This is a genomic window from Actinopolymorpha alba DSM 45243 (genome assembly GCF_000373925.1).
Lineage (GTDB): Bacteria > Actinomycetota > Actinomycetes > Propionibacteriales > Actinopolymorphaceae > Actinopolymorpha > Actinopolymorpha alba.
In genome coordinates, this window is record NZ_KB892741.1 from 1 (window position 1) to 18,847 (window position 18,847).

An 18,847-nucleotide genomic window follows, 5' to 3' on the forward strand; every position below is an offset into this window, starting at 1 on the left:
TTGCCGGTGGCGGCGACGGTGCAGCCGTTGGATCGGTCGGCGTTGATGCGGATCCTGACCGAGCCGCGGAACGCGTTGATCAAGCAGTATCAGAAGTTGTTCGAGATCGATGGGGTGGAGCTGGAGTTCACCGATGACGCGGTTGCCGCGATCGCTGAGCAGGCGTTGTTGCGGGGGACTGGTGCCCGGGCGACCAGGGCGATCATCGAAGAGGTCCTGCTCAACGTGATGTATGAGGTGCCCAGCCGCGACGACGTGGCCCGCGTCATCGTCACCCGCGAAGTCGTCCTCGACAACGTCAACCCCACCCTGGTGCCCCGCGAGCAGACCGGACGCAAGCAGCGCAGCAGCGAGCGCCGCGAGAAGTCGGCCTGATCTGTGACGGCAACCTGCCCTTACGAGATCGTTGACGTCTTCGCCGACCGCCCCTACACGGGCAACCCGCTTGCCGTCGTGCTCGATGCCGAGGACCTCTCGACCGAGCAGATGCAGGCGATGGCCCGCGAGTTCAACCTCTCGGAGACGACGTTCGTCCTGCCACCGGGATCCGGCGCCGACTATCGGGTCCGGATCTTCACACCGGGAGCGGAGCTGCCGTTCGCCGGCCACCCGAGCGTCGGCACGGCGGTGACGCTGGCCAGGCTCGGACGCATTCCCGCCGGCGAGGTGATCCAGGACTGCGGGGGCGGGCTCTTGCCGATCACGGTTACTGGTGACCGCGCGACCCTCACCGGCGGCTCACCCTCCCTCGGCGCGGAGGTCGACCCGAGCCCGCTGCTCGCCACCGCTGGCCTCACGAGCGAGGACCTCCTCGGCCCCCCGCCGCGGGTTGCCGGCGTGGGGCTCGACCACGTGTTCCTCGCGGTGTCAGACGACGCGGTCGCCTCGGCGCGGCTCGACCTGGCGGCCGCGCGTACGCACGACGTGGCGAAGGTGTACGTCTTCTCCTGGGACGCGGAGCGGCGCCACGCACATGGCCGGTTGTTCGCTCCCGGCCTCGGCATCATGGAGGACCCGGCGACCGGATCGGCCGCGCTCGCGCTCGGCGTCTGGCTCGTCGCCGCCGGTCTGCTGCCCGACGACGGCGAGGCGGCGTACTCCATCGCACAGGGAGCCGAGATGGGCCGCCCGTCGCGCCTGGACTGTACGGTGACGGCTTCGGGCGGGAAGGCTGAACGCACCACAGTGGCCGGCCAGGTCGTGCCGGTCGCCCGCGGCGAGATCGTGGTGCCCTAGCACCAGGCGCTCAGGCCGCGACGCCGAGGGTGATCAGGATGTTGGCGTACGTCCGTTGTTCGCCGGTCGCGATGACCAGTGCCACGTCGTCAGTCTTGGCGGCGTCGTAGAACCCGAACCGGTCAAGGCGTTCGATCGGTGTCCCGGCCGGCAGCAGACGCTCGAACTCCGCGAAGATCTCCGGTGTCGGCAGCTCCGGCGGCGGCTGCATGACCGAGGCGGCCTCGATCGGCGCGGCGTCCACGATGGCCTCCAGCACCTCGGTAACGGTGAGCCGGCCGGGGGTGAGGTTGAGGAAGACGTGGGTGGCGTTGGGGCCCGCGGCGGTGATGAACGGGTAGTGCCCGTCGGCGATCAACACCCGGGACCCGTGGCCGGCAGAGGCCAGGGCGGCCAGGATCTCGGGGTGGATCAGGTGGTACCGCAGCATGGCAGCGCCTTTCGGTAGTGCGGGGTCTGACGTGCCAACTCTCTCGCCTCGGCCCGCCCCGAGGCCGGCCTATGGTGGTCGACCACGCGCGGTCGACGTTCTCGCACGTATCGGCCTGGGACTATAACGTCTGCCACGTTGAGGACCGAACTTCGGCCGCACGCTGGGAGTGACCATGGCGCTCGATGTCCCTGACTGGCCAGTGCTTCGTACGTACGACACCGCGCACGCCCTGCGCGTCGCCCTCCCGCTCGGCGGCATCGGCACCGGGACTGTCAGCCTCGGTGGGCGGGGAGATCTCCGGGACTGGGAGGTGGTCAACCGGCCTGCCAAGGGATGGGCGCCCGCCGCGAGCTTCTTCGCCATCCGGACCGCCCCAATCGGGGATGGCGGCCAGGAAGTGGGCAGTGGCGACGCCGGCTCGGGCGTGGTCGCGCGAGCGCTCGAAGGGCCAATCGATCCGGTCCTGTACGAGGGGGCGCACGGCTCGGCCGTACCCAATCACGGCCTGCCGCGGTTCCGCCGGTCGACGTTCCTGGCCGCCTACCCGCTCGGGCAAGTAGTCCTTGATGACCCCGACGTGCCGGTGGAGGTACGGCTCCAGGCGTTCAATCCGCTGGTGCCAGCCGACGTTGACGCGAGCGGGATCCCGGTCGCGGTGCTGAGGTACGTCGTGACCAACACCAGCGATCAGGCGCACGAGGTGTCGGTCGTGGGGAACGTGCAGAACTTCGTCGGCACCGACGGCTCGGAAGGCAAGCCGGCCGGCAACCGCAACACGGTGCGCGACGCTGGCCCGTGCGCTGGGGTATTCCTCCACTCCGACGGCGTGGCGGGTGACGCCGAGCAGTGGGGTTCGCTGGCGCTCGCGGTGGTGGGGGAGCCCGAGGTGACCCGGCGCACGTCGTGGGCGGAGCACAGCTGGGGCGGGCAGTTGCTGGACTTCTGGGACGACTTCGTGGTCGACGGCCGGGTGGACGAGCGGGAGGGGAGTGCCGCGGCGCCGATGGCGTCCGTCGCCGCCACCCGCCGGCTCGCCCCCGGTGAGGCGCACGCCTTCACGTTCCTGCTCGGCTGGCATTTCCCCAACCGCCTGAGCTGGAACCGCGAGCACACGATCGGCAACTACTACGCCACGACGTATCCCGACGCCTGGCAGGTTGTCCTTGACACCGCTCGGGACCTCGCGGACCTCGAGCGACAGACGGTCGCGTTCGTGAATGCCTTCGTCGGCAGCGATCTGCCCGACGCCGTCAAGGAAGCCGCACTCTTCAACGTCAGCACCCTGCGGTCCCAGACGTGTTTTCGTACGCCGGACGGCAGGTTCTGGGGCTGGGAAGGATGCAACGACCGCAGCGGTTCGTGTCACGGCAACTGCACGCACGTCTGGAACTACGAGCAGGTCACGCCGTACCTCTTCGGCACGCTGGCCCGATCGATGCGGGAGACGGAGTTCCGGTACGCCACCGGTGACGACGGGCACATGAGCTTCCGCGTCCAGCAGCCCCTCGACCGGGCACGTGCGGATGGCGTCGCGGCCGCGGACGGCCAGATGGGATGCCTGGTCAGGCTCTACCGCGAGTGGCGGCACTCCGGTGACGACGAGCTGCTGCGGGCGCTGTGGCCGAAGGCCCGGCGGGCCTGCGAGTTCGCCTGGATCCCGGGTGGGTGGGACGCGGACCGCGACGGCGTCATGGAAGGGTCCCAGCACAACACCATGGACGTCGAGTACTTCGGGCCCAACCCGGAGATCGGCGCGTGGTACCTCGCGGCGCTGCGAGCCTGTGAGGAGATGGCGGCGTACCTCGGGGAGGACGAGTTCGCCAAGACCTGCGGGGATCTCTTCCGGCGGGGCAGCGCGTGGATCGACGAGCATCTGTTCAACGGCGACTACTACCGGCACGAGGTCCGGCCGCCCGGATCGGAGGAGGCCATCGCGCCGGGGCTGCGGCTGCCGGGCATCGGCGCTCGCGATCTTGTCAACCCAGAGTTGCAGATCGGTGACGGCTGTCTCGCCGACCAGTTGGTCGGGCAGGAACTCGCTCACCTCGCCGGGCTCGGTTACCTGCTGGACGCAGAGCACGTCAAGACGACCTTGCGGAGCATCCTGAGGTTCAACCGCCTCGGCAATGGGGGTGGGGATCAACGCAGTTGGGGGCCGGAACCAGCGCTGTCCGCGGCCGGTCACTTCAACCCGATGCGCAGTTACGTGCTCGGTGACGAGTCAGGCCTGCTGGTGGCGTCCTACCCTCGGGGCAACCGTCCGGAGCGGCCGTTCCCTTACTACGCGGAGGTCTGGACCGGGCTGGAGTACACCGCGGCGGTCGGGATGTTCTACGAGGGCCTGTACGACGAGGGTGTCAGCGTGTACGAGGGCGTCCGCGCGCGGTATGACGGTCGCCGGCGTAATCCCTTCAACGAAGGGGAGTGCGGGCACCACTACGTCCGCGCGATGGCGAGTTGGGGCGGCGTGCCCGCGCTGACCGGCTTCGTGTACGACGGGGTGCACGGCACGCTGAGGTTCGCGTCGTCGGCGGCGCCGGTCCGGTGGTTCTGGTCCAACGGGTACGCCTGGGGGACACTCGCCCAGCAGCCCTCGGCCGAAGGTACGTCGGTGACGCTGGAGGTCCTGGGCGGGGAGCTACGGGCCCGCCAACTCGTCCTTGACGGTCTCGGGTCCGCGGCGCTGGCCGGTGAGGTGTTCGGTGCGGGCGCGCGGGTCGAGGTGACGGTCCCGGCCGGCTGACCCAGAGGTCGCACCCCTGGGTGCGCGACCTCTTACCTGGACCCGTCCTCCTCCTCGGCGCGCAGGAGCACGGCGCAGTGGTCCGGCAGCTCGAGCCGCTCACCCGCACCATGATTGCCGGGCGTGAGGGACCCGCTGGTGTCAAGGACGACGGAGTAGCCCGCTGCCCAGGGTGACCCCGGCAAGGTGACGTTGACAGGCTCGGCGCTGGCGTTCAACCACAGCAGGAAGGAGTCATCCCGCACGGACTCGCCGGAGGGCGCGCGCCGCCCGGTGTGGTCGCCGGCAAGGAACATGCCGAGCGTACGCAGCGATGAGTCGTGCCACGCCGTGTCATCCATCTCCTCACCCCACGGGGCGAACCACCCGACGTCGCGACGCTTACCTGCCGGGTCGAGCCGCCCCGAGAAGAACTGTGTACGACGGAGCACCGGGTGGTCCCGGCGGATCCGCAAGAGTGTCTTGACGACCTCACGAACCCCCGTCCACGGCTCGTCCTCCGACCAGTCGACCCACGAGATCTCGTTGTCCTGGCAGTAGGCGTTGTTGTTGCCGCGTTGGGTCCGGCCGCGTTCGTCGCCAGCGAGCAGCATCGGCACACCCGTGGACAGCAGCAGTGTGCTGAGGAGGTTGCGCATCTGCCGCAGGCGTAGGTCGACGATGGCCGGATCGTCGGTTTCGCCTTCGACACCGGAGTTCCAGGAGCGGTTGTCGTTCTGGCCGTCCTGGTTGTTCTCGCCGTTCGCCTCGTTGTGTTTGGTGTCGTACGTCACGAGGTCACGAGCGGTGAAGCCGTCGTGGGAGGTCACGTAGTTGATCGAGGCGAACGGCCGGCGCCCGCTCCGGCGGTAGAGGTCGCTCGAACCAGAGAGCCGGGAGGCGAGGTCGCGTACTCCGTCAGGTGAACCCGCCCAGAACTCCCTGACCGCGTCCCGGAACCGGTCGTTCCACTCCGACCACGGCGCCGGGAACCCCCCGACCTGGTAACCACCGGATCCGAGGTCCCATGGCTCGGCGATGAGCTTGGTCCGCGACAGCACGGGGTCCTGCCCGACCGCGGCGAGGAAGGGGCCGGCCATGTCGACGTCTCCGTCGCCGCGGGCGAGCACGGGCGCCAGGTCGAACCGGAAACCGTCGACGTGCATCTCCTCGACCCAGTAGCGAAGGGAGTCGAGCACCAGGCGTACGACGTCGGGATGGCGGAGGTTGAGGGTGTTGCCCGTGCCGCTCAGGTCCCGGTAGTGCCGGCCGCTGCCGTCGAGGCGGTAGTAGGCGACGTTGTGGATGCCCCGGAACGACAGCGTCGGTCCGCGTTCGTTCTGCTCGCACGTGTGGTTGTAGACGACATCGAGCACGACCTCGAGGCCGGCCTCGTGCATCGCCTTCACCAGCTGCTTGAACTCCGCGACCTGTTCGCCGGCCGTTCCGGCGGACGAATAACCCGCGTGGGGCGCGAAGAAACCCAGCGTGTTGTAACCCCAGTAGTTGACCAGCCCGCGGCCTCGCAGCATGGGCTCGCTGATGAAGTGATGGACGGGGAGGAGTTCGACGGTCGTCACCCCGAGGTCGACCAGGTACTCCAACGCGGCGGGGTGGGCGAGCCCGGCGTACGTGCCACGAAGGTGCGGCGGCACCTTCGGGTGGCGCATCGTGAAGCCGCGGGCGTGGAGTTCGTAGATGACCGTGTCGCTCCACGGGACGCGCGGACGCCGGTCGTCCCCCCAGTCGAACGCGCCGTCGACGACGACCGACCGGGGAGTGTACGGCGCGGAATCCTGATCGTCGCGGATCGTGTCGTCGTCGCTCGCGCTGGAGTGACCGAAGATGGCGCTGTGGTCGGACACGTCACCGGTGATCGCCCGGGCGTAGGGGTCGGCGAGCAGCTTCGCGGAGTTGAACCGGTGGCCGGTCTGGGGGTCCCAGGGGCCGTGCACGCGGTAGCCGTACCGCTGCCCGGGGTGTAGGCCGGGCACCCGGCCGTGCCAGGTGCCGAACTGCTGCTCGGGGAGCGGGATGCGCCGTTCGACCTCCTCGTCGAACAAGCACAGCTCCACCCGCTCGGCCATCGGAGCCCACAGGGCGAAGGTCACGCCCGTCCCGTCGTACGTCGCTCCCCGCGGCGGGCAGCCGTCAGGCCACCAGTCGGCGGGCGGCGTCGTCTCGGGACCATCCTTCGTCGTCACGGGGCCATCCTTTCGTGCCGGCCCCAACCCACCCAACTCGCGCCCGCGGTCACTATTGACCGGCCGGTCAATCAAGGTGATGATGAGGTGTGCTCACATTCCGGGCACGGTTCGCAGGGAGGTCATTCATGGACACCAAGAAGTGGGTCCGATGGCAGGACTGGGTTGCTGTGGTCGCGGGTGTCGTCCTGCTCCTGACGCCGCTGTGGTTCGGTACCGGTATGGCCCGCGTGACCTGGACGATGATCGTCCTCGGCGCGCTGCTGGCCGCCACTGGTCTATGGTCCCTGGCGAGGCCTGGAGCGATCGCCAGCGAATGGATCCACGCCATCCTCGGCGTACTCGCGTTCGTCTCGCCATGGGTGATGGGATTCGCCAGCCACGCCGGTGCGGCGTGGACCTCATGGATCGTCGGTGTGGTCGCCGCCGTGACGGGCCTCTGGACGGTCCAGCACTACGTCCACTCGCATCGCAAGGCCACCGTCACGTGAGATCCTTTCATCCGTGAGGATTCGTTCCGAGCCGTCCGCACCGTCCAGCCGGCACTCCGGCGCGGGGCGGACGGCCCGCGGCCGCCGAGCCGCGCGCTCCCGAGACCCTGGTGAGTCCAGGAAGCGCATCCTCGACGCCGCCGAGGAACTCATCGCCGAGCATGGTTTCGACGCCACCTCTACCTCGCGCATCGCCAAGCTGGCCGGAGTTCCGAAAGGGCTCGTCTTCCACTATTTCCCCACCAAAACCGACCTTCTGACCGCTCTGGTCGCCGAACGCACCGACGCGGAGATGTTCCGGAACGCCGAGCTCGACGTCGTTGCCGACGATGTGGCCGGAACGCTCATCCGGCTGGCCGAGCGGTTCCGAGCCGGCAACCACGTGTCGCTCCGCATGCGTCGCCTCATCTTCCGCGAGGCCGAGACCCATCCCGAGGTCCGAGGATTCGTCGGCGGGCTCTATCGCGAGGCCACCCGCCACGTCCGCGAGGCCGTCGACGCCGCACTCGCGGCGACGCCCGGCAGTGCCGAGATCGCGGACGAACGCCGGGAAGCCGTCGCGCGGGCCTTCGCCGGACTCCTCATCCACGAAGCCAATTTCGGCCCGCTCACCGGCGAGACCTTCGACGCCGCCGCGACCGCACAAGTCCTCGCCGACGGCCTGGTCGCGGCCCTGCCGGTGTCCGCTGGCAAACGCTAGCGGCTTGTCATCCGTGATCGTGGAGATTCCGGGGTGCTATAACACCTCGGGTTTCCACGGTTTTACTGAAGTACGGCAGCTGTCTCGAATGGCGTACACCCGGCGGTGCCACTGTGCAGGTCGTCGATCGCGGAGTGGACCTGCCGGGTGGTCTCCGACAGCTCGTCGATCGCGGTGGTGACGCGCCTTTGCACCTCCGGTCGGTTCCCCAACCCGACCGTGCTCTGGAGGCACAGGCCGATGCCGAAGAGGCGTTGGATCACCACGTCGTGCAGGTTGCGCGCGATCCGGTCGCGGTCCTCCAGGATCAGCAGGCGGTCACGGTCCTGTCGGGCCTGGCCGCGTTTGAGGGCGAGCGCCGCCTGTCCCGCGAAGGTCTCGACGAGGTCGGCTTCGTGGACCGCGGTCCGCTCGTGCGGAGAGCCGCGGAGCCACGCGGCGAAGAGAATCCCGAAGACCTCACCGTGTGCGGCCAGTGGCATGAGCATTCCGAGCCCGACACCGGCAAGGGTCTCCCGCCATTCTGGCGGCGGGCCGTACCCCTCCAGCCGCGTCAGGTCGTCGCTGACCACGCTCTTGCCGGTCCGCGCGATCGTGGCGACCAGTCCTTGAAGCGGTACCCGGCTGCCGGAGAGGTGTTCCAGGCCAAGGCCGTCGACGGTGGTCAGGACGGTGCCTCCCGCAGGAGCGGCGCGGTCGATCAACGTGATCGTGGCGTAGTCGGCCCCCGAGACCTCGCGCAGCTGGCGGGTGACCACCCGCAGTGCCCGGTCCAGGTCCAGCTCGCCGAGCAGGGACCTGGTCACGCCGGTCGCCGCCTCGAGCCACTGCTGCCGGCGGCGTTCCTGGGCGAGGAGTCGAGCGTTCTGGATGGCGATGGCACCGGCCGCGGCCAGCGAGGTGACGCTCTGCTCGTCGTCCTCGCTGAACGCCGCATCGCCGTCCTTGGCGAGGCACAGCTGCCCGACCAACTCGTCGCGGTACAGGATCGGAACGGCGAGCACACTGGTCGTCGTTCCGGAGTTCCTGACAAGGCCTCGGGTCACCGGATGAACGCCCGCATCGCCGATCCGGAGCGGCGCGGGATTCGTGAGAAACAGGCTGATGAGGGGCGCGAACCGCGCCTGGTCCGCGAACGCACGGCGGTCCGCCTCGGTACGCCCGTAGGCCACGAACTCCGCCACCCAGCGATCGGGCGAACTTCTGCGACGGTCGGGGGAGAGCAGGAGCAGCGCACCTTGCCGAGCGTCGACGAGTGTGCAGGCGGACTGGACGACGCGCTCGAGGACATGCGAGAGGTCCAGGTCGGCTCCCAGCGCGGTCACGGCATCCGTCAGTAGTGACAGGCGTTCCCATGCGACCGACCCGGCAACGGGCCGCCGTCGCCGTCCGCGCTCGTCCCGGCGGTCGTCAGGCTCGACGTGCCTCACCCTACGGGTACCTGCCACTCGAGAACCGTGCCGCCAGCCTCCCGGGGCCGGATCGCGCACCTGCCACCGAGCCGCTCGGCCCGCTCCTTCATGTCGGCGATCTGGTCACCGGCCGGCAGGTCGCCGGGCTCCGTTCCGTCATCGCTCACGGTGAGAACGAGTCGACTCGTGGAAGCGAGGAGGGTGACCTCCACGGTGTGCGGGGACGCATGGGTCGCGGCGTTGGCGAGGGCCTCCCGCACCACGGGCACCAACTCCCGGCGGATCCGCGGTGGGACGCTGCGCTCGAGCGGACCGCGTACGACGAGCCGCGGCGTGAACCCGAGGAGGGCCCGAGCGGAGTCGATCTCGTCGAGCAACCGGGACTCGATGGTGCGTACGTCGTCTGGAGCGAGCTCGAAGATCGTGGAACGAACCTGCTGGGTTGTCTCGTCGAGGGCGCCGATCGCCTCGGTCACCCGTTGCTGGACCTGCGGATTGTCGGCGAGGCCGGCGGCCGTTTCGAGCCGGGTGCCGATGTCGAAGAGGCGCTGGATGATGACGTGGTGCAGCGCGCCGGCGATCCGGTCGCGGTCCTCCAGAACGAGGAGGCGTCCACGGTCTCGCTGGGCCTCCACGCGCTGGAGGATGAGGGCCGCCTGGTCGGCGAAGCTCTGCACCAGAGCGTGCTCCCGCTTTGCCGCACCCGCATGGGGCGAGCCCTTCAACCAGCCGGCGACGAGTACGCCGAGGACCTCCCCGGAGGCGACGAGCGGGGTGAGCATGCACAGGCCGACGCCGGAGAGTGCCTTCTCCAACCCAGGATGCGGCGAGTAGTCCGGCTCGTGCGCGAGGTCATCGGTGATGAAGGCCTGCGCTGACCGGATGACCCGTGCGGTCAGCCCTCTCTGAGACACCCGGGTCCCCTGGGCGATCTCGAGCCCGAGCCCGTCGATGATCACGAACAGCGAGCGGTAGGGGTCGGCTGGATCGATCATGATGACTCCGCCGTAGTCGGCGCCGGAGACCTCACGCAGCCGCCGGGTCACCACCCGCAACGCCTCGTCGCGGTCGACGTCGCCGAGCAGGACTCGGGTCATCTCCGTGGTGGCCTCGAGCCAGCGCTGCCGGCGGTCGCGATCTTCCTGTGCCTGGATCTGCTGGAGGACGAGCGCAGCCTGGTCGGCGAAGCTACGGACAAGCTCGGTCTCCCGCCGGGCGACCCGCGCGCACGGTGACTCGCGGTTCCAGGCGGTGAAGAGCACACCCAGCACCTCGCCGGACGCGGTGAGGGGGGTCAGCATGCCGAGGCCGGTGGCGGCGAGTGCGTCCTCCCATGCCGGAATCGGCTGGTAACCCTCCTCGTGGACGAAGTCGTCGCTCTGGAACGCCTGGCCCGTCTCGAGTACCCGCGCTGCCAGACCCTGGCGCGGAATGCGGACGTCGGAGGGGAAGCGTTCGTCGCGACCTTCGAGATGGACGAGGACGTGGCTGCCCGGATCCGCGAGGTCACGCACGATGATCCCGCCGTAGTCGGCGCAGGAAACCTCGAGCATTCGCCGGGTCACCAGGCGCATCGCCTGGTTGCGGTCGACCTCGCCGAGCAGCAGGCGGGTTATCTCCGCGGCGGCCTCGATCCAGTGGCGCCGGCGTTCGTCGACCTCGTCGGCCTGGACCTGCTGGAGGGCGAGCGCCGCCTGGCCGGCGAACGCCTCCACCAGGCCGGCTTCCTGCGTGGCGGTGCGTTCGTGGGGCGAACCACGGCGCCAGCTGACGGCGAGCGCCCCCAGCATCTCGCCCTGGGCGACGAGGGGTACGAAGATGCCAAGCCCCAGCACCGAGAGCAGCTCCGCCCATTCTGAGCTCTGGTCGAAGCGCTCGTCGCGGGTGAAGTCGGGGCTGATGACAGGACGACCTGTGTCGAGAACCTCTGTGAGGAACCCGCCTCGCGGCACATGGACGCCGGTCAGCTCCTCGCTGCCGTACCCCTCGACGGCGTCGAAGGTGACCATGCCTTCGGGGTCGGCGGGGTCGACGAGGAAGATCCCGCTGCTGTCGGCCCCTGACACCTCCAGCACGCGGCGGGTCACGACGCGAAGAGCCTCGTCGCGGTTGACCTTGCCCAGGAGCAGGTGAGTCATTTCGGCCGTGGCTTCGAGCCAGCGCTGGCGGCGGCGTTCGCTCTCGGCGAGCCGGGCGTTCTCGATGGCCAGCCCGGCCGCGATGGCCAGGTTGGCGACCGCTTCCTCGTCCTGTGCGGTGAATTCCGGCGCGCCCTGTTTGTTCGCGAGATAGAGGAGGCCAATTGTGGTGTCGTGCAGGTCGACGCGGACGCCCAACAGAGTGTTGATGATCGGATGGTGGGGTGGAATGCCGGCCGAGGCCGGATGTTCGGAGACGTTCGTGACGCGCACGGGACCAGGACTTCGCAGGAGAAAGTCCAAAAACCCCTCGAACCGGGGTAGATGGCCAATGAGTTGGCGTTGTTCGTCAGGTATCCCGAACGAAACGAAATCCGTGATGTGGTGATCTGGCTTAACCAGCAACAAGATGCCATAACGCGCCCGCGCCAGGTGTGCCGCGGACTCGACGATACGTCCTAGGGCGCGAGAGAGTTCAGCGTCTTCTGCCACGGATACGACCGTTCGGTAAGGAACCCGCGCAACCTCGTGGGCGAATATCCAGGTGATACCAGGCGCATCGTCATTCACCCGTCAAGCCGGACCTGCGCGAGCGGGAGGACCATCAGGTTGCACACCGATGCCTATTGTTTACCTCGGCACGTCCTTTGTACAACCGCCGGTCAGGTGGTCTGGACGAGAGGTACGCGCCATTCCAGGATCATTCCACCGGTCTCCGACGGGCGGGTGGTGCAGGAGCCTCCGAGGTGCTTGGCGCGGGCCTGGAGATAGGCGAGGCCGCGGAGGTGGTCGTCGTCATCGCCGGCCTCAGCCTCACCGGCCTGAGCCTCACCGGCCTGAGCCTCACCGGCCTGAGCCTCACCGGCCTGAGCCTCACCCACGGTGGCTTCATTGCCCGTACCTTCACGGCCCATAGCGTCATCCCCCGCGGCCGCACCGTCGTCGGTCACCAGCAGGACGAGCGTCCCGTCGTTCACGCGAAGGACCACCTCGACCTGGCTCGGCGGTGCGTGACTGGCCGCGTGGGCGAGCGCCTCTCGAACGGCCCTGCCCAACTCGCCCCGTATGTGTGACGGCAGGCCCCGATCGAAGGCGCCGCCTACGACGAGCCTCGGGGTGAACCCGATGGTTTCGCGGGCGAGGTCGACGTCCTTGAGGAGTTGGGCTCGTATAGATGCGGGCTCGTTCGGTGGTTCGCCGAGTTCGAAGATCGCCGAGCGTACGTCGCGGCTGGTCGCGTCGAGGTCCTCGATGGCCTGGCTCACCCGGCGTCTCACCTCAGGGCGGGTGCTCAGACCGACCGCGCTCTGCAGGGTGGTTCCAATGGTGAACAACCGATGGATCACGACGTCGTGAAGATCGCGCGCGATCCGGTCGCGGTCTTCGAGGACGAGCAGGCGGGACCGGTCCTCCTGCGCCTGGACCTGCTGCAGGGCGAGCGCCGCATGACTGGCGAACATCTCCACCAGCGGAGCCTCGGCGGCGGCGAAGGGCTCGTCGGGGGAGCCACGCCGCCAGCCGGCGAAGAGCACGCCGAGACTCCCCTCGGGAACGTTGAGAGGCATCAGCATTCCCAGACCCAACTCGGACAACGCGTTGCGCCAGCTCGCCGGCGGGTTGTATCCCGGCTCGTGCGCCAGGTCACGGCTCACGATCCCACGACCGGTCGTGACCACCTGGGCGGCCAGACCCTGCGTCGGCGTGCGCGTGTCGTCCTGGTGCGGGCCAAATCCCTGGCTGGCCTTGAGGACGGCCATGCTCGGATCCGCCTGGTCGAGCAGGACGATGCCGCTGTAGTCGGCGCCGGACACCTCGCGAAGGCGTCGGGTGATCAGGTGCAGCGCATGGTCGGAGTCGACTTCACCGAGAAGGAGCCGGATCATCTCGGCCGTGGCCTCGAGCCACTGGTGGCGCCGGCGTTCCCTCGCGAAGAGCCGGGCATTCTCGATGGCGACCCCCGCCGCCGTCGCGAGCGCGCGGACCGTTTCCACGTCGTTCCCGGTGAATTCCGCCGCACCCTCTGATCGGGCGAGGTAGAGGCGGCCATGGGGATCGTCGCGCAGCGGGATCTCCACTTCCAGGACGGACCCGACGCGCACGGAGAACAACCTCGCGGCTGGATGCGTGCCGGGGTGAATACTCACCGGCTGGGTGGATGGGGTCAGGTCCCGGAGCATTTCAGGGGCCTGCCAGGCGTGGACGCCAGCTTCACGAATATGTCTGGAAAAGCGAACGAAATTCGTGATGCGGTGGTCTTCGGTCGCCAGGAAAATTACACCGTCGTGCGCGGACGCCAGTTGGCTGGCCGATCGCACCATGCGTTTGATGACCTGCTCGATATTGAGGTCAGCACCCACCTCCATCACCGCGTCCATCAGGGTTCGAAGTTTTTCCTGGGCGGTGAGCGGAGCTGTTGACGGAATGGGAGTTTTGGTGGGTTCTTCGGTGCTGGGCATTTTATCTGGGTGTTGCGCGCATGGACGGATGGGCGGATTGCACAATGAAGATTGTCCAGACCCGGACACTACTACGGTTCTGGCGTACACCCACGATTTTCCAGCTGAGGACCCGGCAGCTAGGGACCCGGAGCTCAGGAGGAACTTGTCGGCGCGGAACGATCAGCGGCGTGCGGTGGATGGTCGAGGCTCGCCAGTTCCATGGCGCGGGTGATGTCCCGGGCCGTGACGACGCCCACCAGATGATGCGCCTGCACCACCAGGAGGAGGCTCTTGTCTGCCCGCGGCCACGCCGTCGGGGGGAGTTCCGTGAGCAGGTCTTCCGGTGCCGCGATGGCCAGGTTACGGGTGGGGCGGACCGCGTCGATGATCTTGGTGGTGGCGCGGAGGTCGGGGCGCAGATGGGTCAGGTCGGCGAGGCTCACGACGCTCACCGGTCGGCCCTCCATGTCGACCACCGGAAAGATCCGATGCCGATCCTGCTGGGCGATCCGGTCCACGAACGTGTCGGCGGTCCACCACGACGGGGCGGTCACTGGTGTCGGCGACATCACGTCGCGCATACGGACGCCTTGCAGCCGTTCGTGCAACGAGGCGGAGGTCTCCTCGGTCGCGGCCGACATGGTGAGGAACCAGCCGATCAGAGCAAGCCAGATTCCGCTCAAGAGCCTGGTCGTCAGGACCTCGAGGATGCCGAGTGAGATGAGGACCAGGCCGACGATCCGGCCGGCCTTCGCGGCCGACACGGTGGCCTGCGACCGGTCACCAGACCGCTTCCAGAGGGCCGCCTGGAGGATCCGGCCGCCGTCCAACGGCGCGCCGGGGAGCAGGTTGAAGACCCCCAGGATGGCGTTCACGAGCGCGAGCCAGGTGAGGGCCGCGACCGCGACCGGAGGAAGTGGCAGCAGGCTCGACGCTCCGGCGAGCAGACCGAAGATGCCGCCAAGGAAGATGCTCGTAGCGGGGCCGGCGCCAGCGACCAGGAACGCCGCGCGCGGTGTCGGCGGGTTGGACCCGAGTTCCGTAAGGCCGCCGAGCAGCCACAGCGTGATCCGGTCGGCCGGCATGCCGTAGTGGCGGGCGACGAGGGCGTGTGCGAGTTCGTGCGCCAACAGCGAGGCGAGGAACGTCACCGCCGCCACCAGGCCGGCCAGCCAGTAGACGAGTACGGGAAGCCGCGGTGCTGCGGGCGGCAGAATCGAGAGCGCGACGATCTCGGTGACGAGCACCATCATCGCGAACACCGACCAGTGCACGCCAATGCGGATCCCAGCGATGCGGCCGAGTGAAATCGTCGGTCTCATGGTGCTTCCAGGAAAGAACCAACCTCCGTACGCGCGGCCCCAACGCCCACTATCGCCCGACCCGTGCGCCGACCGGCAGGGGCTTAATGCCTGATGATCCAAGCCGTACGCCGGGCCGGCGGCGGCCTGCTCGGCGACAGACAGCCGGCTGAAGCCTGGTGGGTGGGCTCGCGGTTTGTCCGACCGCCGCGGGTGGTGGACTTCCGACCCGCTCTGATGGGGGCCGAACGCGTCTGGCGCCGCGGGACCGTGGTCCCTACGACGGGACCGCGCACTGGAGGAACCTGTCGCTGAGTCGCCGCGCGAACACGGGGCGGATCGGGGGCGGGCGATGGACGGTCATACGGCGATGCCCAGGCTGTGGTGGCTGTCGCTTCGGGAGGGCCCAGATGACTGATCCGGCTGGCAGGCCCATCGTGGTGGGAGTCAACGCGACCGCGGAGAGCAGGTTCGCTCTGGAGGTGGCGATCGGGGAGGCGAGGTTTCGTGCCCGCCCGCTGCGTCTGGTGTACGCCGAATCGCTGATCCTGGGCGGGGAGCGGCTCCCCGAGGAGAGCGGGATCCTCGAGGCCGCGTTGGACGTTGCCCGCGAGCAGGTGGGGGAGGGCTCCGTCTCGGGGATCGTGGTCAACGAACGTCCGGCCCCGGGGATTCTCGACCAGGCCACCGGAGCGGAGCTCATCGTGGTCGGGTCGCGTGCGCGGTCGGCCATCGCGTCGGTGGTCCTCGGTTCGGTGAGCTCGGCCGTGGCCGTCGAGGCGCGGTGCCCGGTGCTCGTGGCGCGCCCATCGAGGGAGCACTCGCCGCTCGGGCCGCGCGTGCTCGTGGGCGTCGACGGTTCGGAGCTTTCGAGCCGGGCGGTGGCGTTCGCGTTCGAGGAGGCCAGCAATCGGGAGCTGCCCCTGGTCGCGGTGCACTGTTGGCAGGTCGACCATCCGGACGCCGCCCAGTGGGACGCGGAACTCTTCGCCGCCAGGCGCAACGAGCATCTGATGTGGATGTCGGAGAGCATCGCCGGCTTCCGCGACAAATACCCCGACGTCGCGGTGACGACGAACGTCCTGGAGGGGCGGGCGGCCGTCCTGCTCACCGAACTCTCCCGCGGTGCCGAACTGCTGGTCGTCGGCTCCCGAGGCCGTGGTGGGCTGCGCGGAATGGCGCTCGGCTCGGTGAGCCAGAGCCTGCTCCATCACGCGTACTGCTCGGTGGCCGTCGTACGGGCGGTTCAGGAGTGATCGGCGGTCATCAGCCAGGCGTCGAGGTGCGACCTCTCGCCGGGGCGGCGTACGCCATCACGGTGCGGGGGCACGGGCTGAGTGTCGACCAACCACTTGGGTCCGGGGGTACGGACACCGCGCCGACACCGGTCGAGCTGTTCGTCGCGTCGGTTGCCTCCTCGGTCGCGCTTGGTGCGGGGGAGTTTCTCCGGCAGCGCGGGATTGACCAGGATGAGCTGAAGGTGCATGCGTCGTTCCGGATGACCGGGACCGATCGGGGTGGGCGGGTGGAATCCATCCATCTCCGGGTGACCGTGCCACGGGAGCTGCCCGCGAGGCACGCGCCGGAGCTCCGGGTGGCGATGGCGGAATGTGCGGTACCCCAGAGCCTGCACGAGCCGCCCGAGGTCGACATCGAGATCAACGACTACCCGAGCCTCGCGCCCGGATGACCTGGCAACCCCGGATGACCATGGCGCCCCGCCCCGTGAGGGAGATGCGTCACGAACCCCGCAAGATTCCCATCCAGGAGTCAGCCTCGCAGTCTGGCTAGATCCGCGGGTGCGTTCGCGTCACGGGCCGCCCTCGCTCGCGCGATTCCCCTTCGAGGCGCGTAACTCGGATGACAGAAATCGGCAGGCTCGATACCCCTTCTCTGTAAGGGTTTTCGAGCCTGCCGGGTTGTTTGCTTGTCCCGCTTCCCCGTGCGTTGGTTAGAACGGTGGGGGATCGGGATCGTCTGGTTCTACGGGATCGGTGAGGCGTGGCGGCGTCACTTCGTACTGCCTGCCGTGCGGGTCGGTGTAGGTGAGGTGGCCTGGGCTGGTTTGCTCGACCTTCCAGTCGCCCTCGGTCTTCACCCGGTGATGTCGGCGGCATAGTGGTGCCATGTTCGCTACGGAGGTTTCGCCGCCCTCGGAGTAGGGTTTGGTGTGGTCGAGGTCGCAGCTGATGGCTGGGCGCCTGCAGAGCATCCAGGTGCAGCGCTGGTTCAACGACTGCACAAACTCTGCCGGGAGTCCGCGGAGGAATCGTTGCGCCATTGGGTGCAGGCTCAGCAGCTGTCCGGTGACCGGGTGGGTGATGCCGATGGTGAACATCGCGTCGGGGTTGTCGAGGTGGTTCGCGATCAGCCGTCGCGCTACTTCGGTGAGCACGGGTCCGAACCCGCCCAGCTCGGCTGGCCGTTCCGCCAGCTCGAACAGGGTCGTGATCGGCACGTTCAGTTGGAGTTTCGCCTTGATCGCTGCTTTCCAGGACCGGAACGCGGCCGGGATCTCCTGCTCTGGGATTGGTTCCCGGTCAGCGTCGCCACCCGGACCGCGTCCGGGTTCGCCGCCTCCCATGGCCGCGTCGCCCTCACCAGTTGCTCCGTTATTGCGGGCCTGACGTGCGGGCCGGTCCAGCGGATGGGTGTAGGTGGCGGGTTTGCAGTCCTCACACGGGCANCCCGCAAGGTGGTGGTCGTGGTCGCACCCAGTGTGCCGGCACCCATCCGACTCGGAGGCAGAGTCCTCGCGCGCACCCTCAGCTTCGCCTTGAGCGGGGCTGTCGGCGTTGTTCTGCTCCTCGAGGAGGTCGTCAAAGGATTCTTGACGAGGGCCGGCGTCGTCGCTGTTCTCCCCGGCACCGTTCTCGCAGTCACAGTCGCAGTCCTCGCCTGCACTCTCAGCATCGGCGCTGGTCTGTTCACGACTGCCGGTGCCTTCGCGGGCTTCTTCCTCGCCGTTGCAGATGATGACGTCGGCTTCGCCGGAGAGGATGGAGACGGCGATGTCGGCGCGTAGTTGTGGCAGGGTGCGTTCGTCTCCGCCAGATTTCATGGTGCGGGCGATCGCATCCAGAAGCGCCCAGGCTTGCGCTGCCCGGTCATGAGGGATGCCGTGCAGGCGCACGGTGGAGACGTTGTCCACGTCGGGGTAGACAGCAACACCGCGGTCTTCGCGGGCCTTCTTGTGGCGTTCTTTGGCTGCTTCGGGGTTGATCTTGATGATTTCGGCTTCGACATAGAGCCGTAGCAGCCCGCCCCGCAGTTTCAACACCTCGGGGAAGATCGCCGCATCCACCAAAGCGCGGTCACCCGGGGGTAGGAGGGTGAGCCGGTCGACGATCGTCCGCACCTCAGCGAACTCCAACTCGCCGCGTTCCAACGCCTGCCGGGTATTCGGCAGGTCGGTAAGCGCCAAAGCGATGAGCATGAACTGATCGGCACGGTAGTTGGTCCACCCCAACATCGGCGACAACAGTTCAGCCGCGCGTGGTTCGGGCTGGGACGAGCGTTCCGCCTCATCGTCTTTGAAACACGGCGGACAGTGCGCCAACGCATTCACAGCACCAAGACTCAGGTACTCAGTCCAGCGAGCGAGCTTCCGAGCGGCACGAACCAGCTCGCCCAACTCGTAACCGTTACACGCCGACTGGTCAACAGCAGCGAATGCCGCCGCCAACTCCGGACCGGGAAGCATGTCAGCAAACCCGGGCGGGAGCGGTGAGATCCGCACACCATCGCCGTCGCTCATACGTTCGATCTTACC

Annotated in this window: 13 protein-coding genes and 1 pseudogene; 7 read left to right on the plus strand and 7 right to left on the minus strand. The window is 68.4% G+C overall.

Features of this window, described 5'->3' with window-relative positions; all coding sequences use genetic code 11:
* Both B141_RS39560 and B141_RS0108385 read left to right on the plus strand, forming a co-directional pair.
* Positions 1-375: pseudogene (locus B141_RS39560) on the plus strand (ATP-dependent Clp protease ATP-binding subunit ClpX); the annotation flags it as partial.
* Between the two features lie 3 nt (positions 376-378).
* On the plus strand, positions 379-1,236 hold the full coding sequence (locus B141_RS0108385) for a PhzF family phenazine biosynthesis protein (protein ID WP_020574710.1): 858 nt from the start codon (positions 379-381) through the stop codon (positions 1,234-1,236).
* A gap of 10 nt (positions 1,237-1,246) precedes the next feature.
* Here B141_RS0108385 and B141_RS0108390 read toward each other — a convergent pair whose 3' ends face one another.
* Complete coding sequence (locus B141_RS0108390; protein WP_020574711.1) at positions 1,247-1,666, minus strand: RbsD/FucU family protein; 420 nt, start codon at positions 1,664-1,666, stop codon at positions 1,247-1,249.
* Between the two features lie 175 nt (positions 1,667-1,841).
* Between B141_RS0108390 and B141_RS0108395 the strand changes: the two genes are divergently transcribed.
* Complete coding sequence (locus B141_RS0108395; protein ID WP_040420746.1) at positions 1,842-4,412, plus strand: GH116 family glycosyl-hydrolase; 2,571 nt, start codon at positions 1,842-1,844, stop codon at positions 4,410-4,412.
* 32 nt (positions 4,413-4,444) lie between these two features.
* On the opposite strand, the gene glgX is transcribed toward B141_RS0108395, so the two are convergent.
* Entirely contained in the window at positions 4,445-6,595 is a 2,151-nt protein-coding gene (gene glgX / locus B141_RS0108400; protein ID WP_020574713.1) for a glycogen debranching protein GlgX, read from the minus strand.
* 128 nt (positions 6,596-6,723) lie between these two features.
* On the opposite strand from glgX, the gene B141_RS39565 reads away from it, so the two are divergent.
* Together B141_RS39565 and B141_RS45390 are read left to right on the plus strand one after the other, a co-directional pair.
* Positions 6,724-7,086 carry an SPW repeat protein gene (locus B141_RS39565; protein WP_020574714.1) on the plus strand — a complete coding sequence of 121 codons (363 nt, stop codon included), beginning with the start codon at positions 6,724-6,726 and terminating at the stop codon, positions 7,084-7,086.
* Between the two features lie 13 nt (positions 7,087-7,099).
* A complete protein-coding gene (locus B141_RS45390; protein WP_020574715.1) occupies positions 7,100-7,786 on the plus strand; it encodes a TetR/AcrR family transcriptional regulator in 687 nt (228 codons plus the stop codon).
* Between the two features lie 62 nt (positions 7,787-7,848).
* On the opposite strand, the gene B141_RS39575 is transcribed toward B141_RS45390, so the two are convergent.
* The 4 genes from B141_RS39575 to B141_RS0108430 all read right to left on the minus strand — a co-directional run bounded on the left by B141_RS39575 (position 7,849) and on the right by B141_RS0108430 (position 15,096).
* On the minus strand, positions 7,849-9,216 hold the full coding sequence (locus tag B141_RS39575; protein WP_020574716.1) for a GAF domain-containing protein: 1,368 nt from the start codon (positions 9,214-9,216) through the stop codon (positions 7,849-7,851).
* Entirely contained in the window at positions 9,213-11,828 is a 2,616-nt protein-coding gene (locus B141_RS0108420; RefSeq protein WP_169512913.1) for a sensor histidine kinase, read from the minus strand. Before B141_RS0108420 ends, B141_RS39575 begins: the two co-directional genes overlap by 4 nt.
* Positions 11,829-11,998: 170 nt before the next feature.
* Positions 11,999-13,792, minus strand: coding sequence for a sensor histidine kinase (locus tag B141_RS45395; protein ID WP_084678176.1), 1,794 nt, complete (start codon positions 13,790-13,792; stop codon positions 11,999-12,001).
* A 134-nt stretch (positions 13,793-13,926) separates the two neighbouring features.
* Positions 13,927-15,096, minus strand: a complete 1,170-nt coding sequence (locus B141_RS0108430) for a site-2 protease family protein (protein ID WP_020574719.1) — start codon at positions 15,094-15,096, stop codon at positions 13,927-13,929.
* A 389-nt stretch (positions 15,097-15,485) separates the two neighbouring features.
* On the opposite strand from B141_RS0108430, the gene B141_RS0108435 reads away from it, so the two are divergent.
* Both B141_RS0108435 and B141_RS49055 read left to right on the plus strand, forming a co-directional pair.
* Positions 15,486-16,331, plus strand: coding sequence for a universal stress protein (locus B141_RS0108435; RefSeq protein WP_020574720.1), 846 nt, complete (start codon positions 15,486-15,488; stop codon positions 16,329-16,331).
* A gap of 26 nt (positions 16,332-16,357) precedes the next feature.
* Entirely contained in the window at positions 16,358-16,765 is a 408-nt protein-coding gene (locus B141_RS49055) for an OsmC family protein (RefSeq protein WP_157180882.1), read from the plus strand.
* 261 nt (positions 16,766-17,026) lie between these two features.
* On the opposite strand, the gene B141_RS0108445 is transcribed toward B141_RS49055, so the two are convergent.
* Positions 17,027-18,832 carry an HNH endonuclease gene (locus B141_RS0108445; protein WP_026257023.1) on the minus strand — a complete coding sequence of 602 codons (1,806 nt, stop codon included), beginning with the start codon at positions 18,830-18,832 and terminating at the stop codon, positions 17,027-17,029.
* Positions 18,833-18,847: the final 15 nt, after the last annotated feature.

What these genes read in the sequence shown, in the direction of transcription:
- B141_RS0108390 (WP_020574711.1), bottom strand. Translation starts at nt 1,666, where the DNA reads ATGCTGCGGTACCACCTGATCCACCCCGAGATCCTGGCCGCCCTGGCC.
- B141_RS0108395 (WP_040420746.1), top strand. Translation starts at nt 1,842, where the DNA reads ATGGCGCTCGATGTCCCTGACTGGCCAGTGCTTCGTACGTACGACACC.
- B141_RS39565 (WP_020574714.1), top strand. Translation starts at nt 6,724, where the DNA reads ATGGACACCAAGAAGTGGGTCCGATGGCAGGACTGGGTTGCTGTGGTC.
- B141_RS45395 (WP_084678176.1), bottom strand. Translation starts at nt 13,792, where the DNA reads ATGCCCAGCACCGAAGAACCCACCAAAACTCCCATTCCGTCAACAGCT.
- B141_RS0108430 (WP_020574719.1), bottom strand. Translation starts at nt 15,096, where the DNA reads ATGAGACCGACGATTTCACTCGGCCGCATCGCTGGGATCCGCATTGGC.
- B141_RS0108435 (WP_020574720.1), top strand. Translation starts at nt 15,486, where the DNA reads ATGACTGATCCGGCTGGCAGGCCCATCGTGGTGGGAGTCAACGCGACC.